The sequence below is a fragment of the [Clostridium] cellulosi genome (genome assembly GCF_036762875.1).
Classification (GTDB): Bacteria; Bacillota; Clostridia; order Oscillospirales; family Ethanoligenentaceae; genus Ruminiclostridium_D; species Ruminiclostridium_D cellulosi.
The window spans coordinates 1-3,595 of the sequence record NZ_JBAIZF010000028.1; the positions used below are offsets into that span (position 1 = coordinate 1).

The 3,595-nt window shown below is 37.6% G+C and carries 3 protein-coding genes; 1 reads left to right on the plus strand and 2 read right to left on the minus strand.

What is annotated here, in order from left to right; all coding sequences use genetic code 11:
• Nucleotides 1-377: 377 nt before the first annotated feature.
• Nucleotides 378-662, minus strand: a complete 285-nt coding sequence (gene spoVG, locus V6C21_RS09790; protein ID WP_034835606.1) for a septation regulator SpoVG — start codon at nt 660-662, stop codon at nt 378-380.
• 213 nt (nt 663-875) lie between these two features.
• Here spoVG and murC point away from each other — a divergent pair, with 213 nt between their 5' ends.
• Nucleotides 876-2,234, plus strand: a complete 1,359-nt coding sequence (murC, locus tag V6C21_RS09795) for a UDP-N-acetylmuramate--L-alanine ligase (RefSeq protein WP_479268927.1) — start codon at nt 876-878, stop codon at nt 2,232-2,234.
• Nucleotides 2,235-2,367: 133 nt separating this feature from the next.
• On the opposite strand, the gene V6C21_RS09800 is transcribed toward murC, so the two are convergent.
• Nucleotides 2,368-3,129 carry a tRNA threonylcarbamoyladenosine dehydratase gene (locus tag V6C21_RS09800; RefSeq protein WP_034835603.1) on the minus strand — a complete coding sequence of 254 codons (762 nt, stop codon included), beginning with the start codon at nt 3,127-3,129 and terminating at the stop codon, nt 2,368-2,370.
• Nucleotides 3,130-3,595 lie beyond the last annotated feature (466 nt).

A 3,595-nucleotide genomic window follows, 5' to 3' on the forward strand; every position in this document is an offset into this window, starting at 1 on the left:
TTATCTGACATGGTACGTAACCTCCTTTGGTTGGTATTTTGTGTGCTAACTTAATTCTACCAAACGGTTACGTCCATGTCATTTTTATTGGACTTCTATGAATTTGCGAAAAATATTATACTTTATCCATTATAACATAATTTGCTTTTTTTTGAAACATAACAAAAGTAAAACGGCGGGAATAACCCGCCGCTATAAACAAAGGATGCTTATCAAATGAATTATTATGTTGTGCACCCGATTTTTTCAGAATTTTTATATGTTCTATCACTCAAACGTCATACTTTCAAATCATTATTAACATAATACACGCGGTTTACTTGCATTTATTTTTTATCTCTATAGAGTGCCTAACAAAACTGTTAGCTCAAAACAGTTTAAGCCTCTTTCTTTTGCTCTTCGGCAGCTGCTACTGCTTCTCTATATTTCTCGAGAACAACTGCTTCAAGCTGTGTTCTTGCTTCTGTTGAGATCGGATGGACAATATCCTGGAATCTCCCATCCTCTGAACGTCTGTTAGGCATTGCCACGAAAAGCCTTTCAACACCTTCGATAACCTTAAGGTCGTGAACTGCAAAATCACCATCAAGAATTATCGAAACGACTGCGCGGACCTTTCCCTCAGTGAAAATCTTTCTTATTTTTATATCCGTGATATTCATAGCTGAACCTCCTATTTTGTCTTATCCCAATTTCTCAAACGAACTGAAAAATGCAGTAAACCGTTACATAAAACTTAAATGTAACAATTGGTATTATGTTCCTTTGCACAAATATTATGCATCTTATGTAAAAAAAGGTTTATTTTAAACACAGAAGGACGTATAATAAGTGTGCATGTTAAATGATTTGAAAGGAGTTATGACATAGTGATAATCGACCCTGATATATTAAGTAAAGTGAAAAGATTACATTTTGTAGGTATTGGCGGAGCTGGAATGTGTGCCTTAGCTGAAATAATGAATAGCAAAGGTTATCAATTAACCGGTTCCGACAATAACGAATCTGATAATCTTTCACGGATTAGGAAACTTGGAATACCCGTTACTATTGGGCATAAAGCTGAAAATATAGGCGACGCCGAGTTGGTTGTCCATACCGCTGCAGTTCACAGCGACAATGTTGAGCTTGTCTACGCCCGCTCTAAGGGAATACCTGTTATTGAACGAGCGGTACTATTAGGACTTATAGCTGATAAATTTAAAGATACTATAGCAGTTTCAGGAACACATGGCAAAACCACAACCTCTTGCATGCTTACTCAAATTCTACTTTATGCTGATTTTGACCCAACAGCTATAATCGGAGGAAAGCTCCCTCTCATCGGCGGAAACAGCCGCGTCGGCAAATCCGAATTGATGGTGTGCGAAGCCTGCGAATTCAATGATTCATTCCTACATCTTCACCCTGCGGTTTCTATTATTCTAAACATTGACAACGACCACCTTGAATATTTTAAAACTATTGAAAATCTAATTGCCCATTTTAATATTTTTGCTAATCAGACTTCACGAGCGATTATTTATAACGGCGATGATGAAAATACCATCAAAGCACTGGCTGACGTTAAGGCACAAAAAATATCATTTGGTCTTTCAGACAAATGTGATTTTAGGGCCGAAAACATAAAAATGGAGCCAGGCAGCCACCTCTATTTTGATATCGTTAATGCCGGTATAAAAATCGCCAGCATCAAACTTAAGATCCCAGGACGTCACAATGTACTTAACGCTCTTGCAGCCGCTGCAGCAGCTTATATTGCCGGCGCACCAGCCGAAGCTATAGAAAAGGGACTTAACGAATACTCAGGAGCCGGAAGGCGTTTTGAAATTCTCGGCAAAGTAAATGGAATAACTATTGCCGACGATTATGCGCATCATCCAGCGGAATTGGAAGCAACTCTTACAGCCGCAAAAGAAATTGGGTTCAAGCGAGTTTGGGCTGTGTTTCAACCGTTTACTTATTCAAGAACCGCCATGCTTATGGACGACTTTGCAAGAGTGCTGAGAATACCTGACCGGGTAGTCCTTGCTGAGATCATGGGATCACGCGAAAAGAATACTTACAATGTATATTCAAAGGATTTAGCCGCCAAAATACCAGGAAGTGTTTATCTCCCCGATTTTCAAAGCATTGCGGATTATATACTCAAAAATGCTTCAAGCGGCGACCTTGTGATAACTCTTGGATGTGGTGACATTTACAAAGCTGCAAAACTGATGCTCCACAAATAATAATTCATTGAATTTTGCATTATAAGGAACGGGAAACCGTTCCTTTCTTTTTTGCAAATGTCTGTTACTAAATCGGTTTACTAAACAAAATACATGTATTAAATAATTATTTTATTTGCTATATTACAGAATTTTATTTACTGCGTATCAAATCTTTAACTACTTCTCCAGCAATTATTAGACCAGCGACTGATGGAACAAAGGATACACTGCCGGGAACCTGCCGCCTTTCGGTGCATTTTCGTGTTGTGCCTTCAGGGCACACACAATGATATTTGCAGCTTGTATGCTCTGTTTCAATTGGTTTTATCGGAGGTTCTTTTGAATAAACAACCTTCAGTGAATCTACTCCGCGCCGTTTTAGTTCATGCCTCATTACCTTTGCCAGTGGGCATACGCTTGTTTCATAGATATCGGCAACTTCAAATTTCGTTGGGTCAAGCTTATTGCCGGCACCCATACAACTGATTATAGGAATATTCCGTTTTTTTGCCTGCACTGCAAGATCCAGTTTAGAACTTACTGTATCAATGGCATCAACAATATAATCAATTTCACGACCTTCAAAAAACAGGTCAGCGTTTTTTTCAGAATAGAATTCCTTTATAACTTCAACTTTTGCATGGGGGTTGATTTCGAGAACCCTGTCTCGCATTATTTCAGCTTTGTATTTTCCGATTGTCTTCCTTGTCGCATGAATCTGTCTATTGATGTTGGTAAGGCATATTCTATCATCGTCAATCAGGATAAACGAACCTACCCCCGCTCTGGCCAATCCTTCAACAGTAAATGACCCAACTCCGCCGATACCAAATATAGCCACATTACTTAATTTTAATTTATTAATCGCCTCTTTGCCTAATAATAATTCTGTCCTCGAAAATTCGTCTGGCATTTAGTTCACCTATTAATTTCAATCTATCTTGTATTATTTTATTTTGACCAGTCATTATTATATCATTATATTTTGATTTTTCATATAGTTTTTTTGCACATATTAGACAAATAATCATAAAATGTAATATAACCCGAGCCTTAATGCTCATCATAAAATAGATATAGCTGAACTTAAAATAAATATATATCTGATATAAACCAAGTTACTTTGGAGTGATATTTTTGGATAGTTCAGCGCAGCAAGGGCTTCAAATTACAATGCTCGCAAACACTATTGCAGTTGCATTAGCCAAAAACCTCACTCCAAATGAAATAAACATATTAGGAAATTTTATAACTGTAGGTTTGTCAAAGATATGTTACACCGAGGGACAAAAAATCATGCAGTACCTTTTTAGGTGACTGCCATTTAAGCGGACGCATAGGAAAAGCATTATATTTACGGTTATGAACAGCCAGTTGAG

Excerpts from the sequence above, each read along its gene's own strand:
- spoVG (WP_034835606.1), bottom strand. The coding sequence starts at position 662 with ATGAATATCACGGATATAAAAATAAGAAAGATTTTCACTGAGGGAAAG.
- V6C21_RS09800 (WP_034835603.1), bottom strand. The coding sequence starts at position 3,129 with ATGCCAGACGAATTTTCGAGGACAGAATTATTATTAGGCAAAGAGGCG.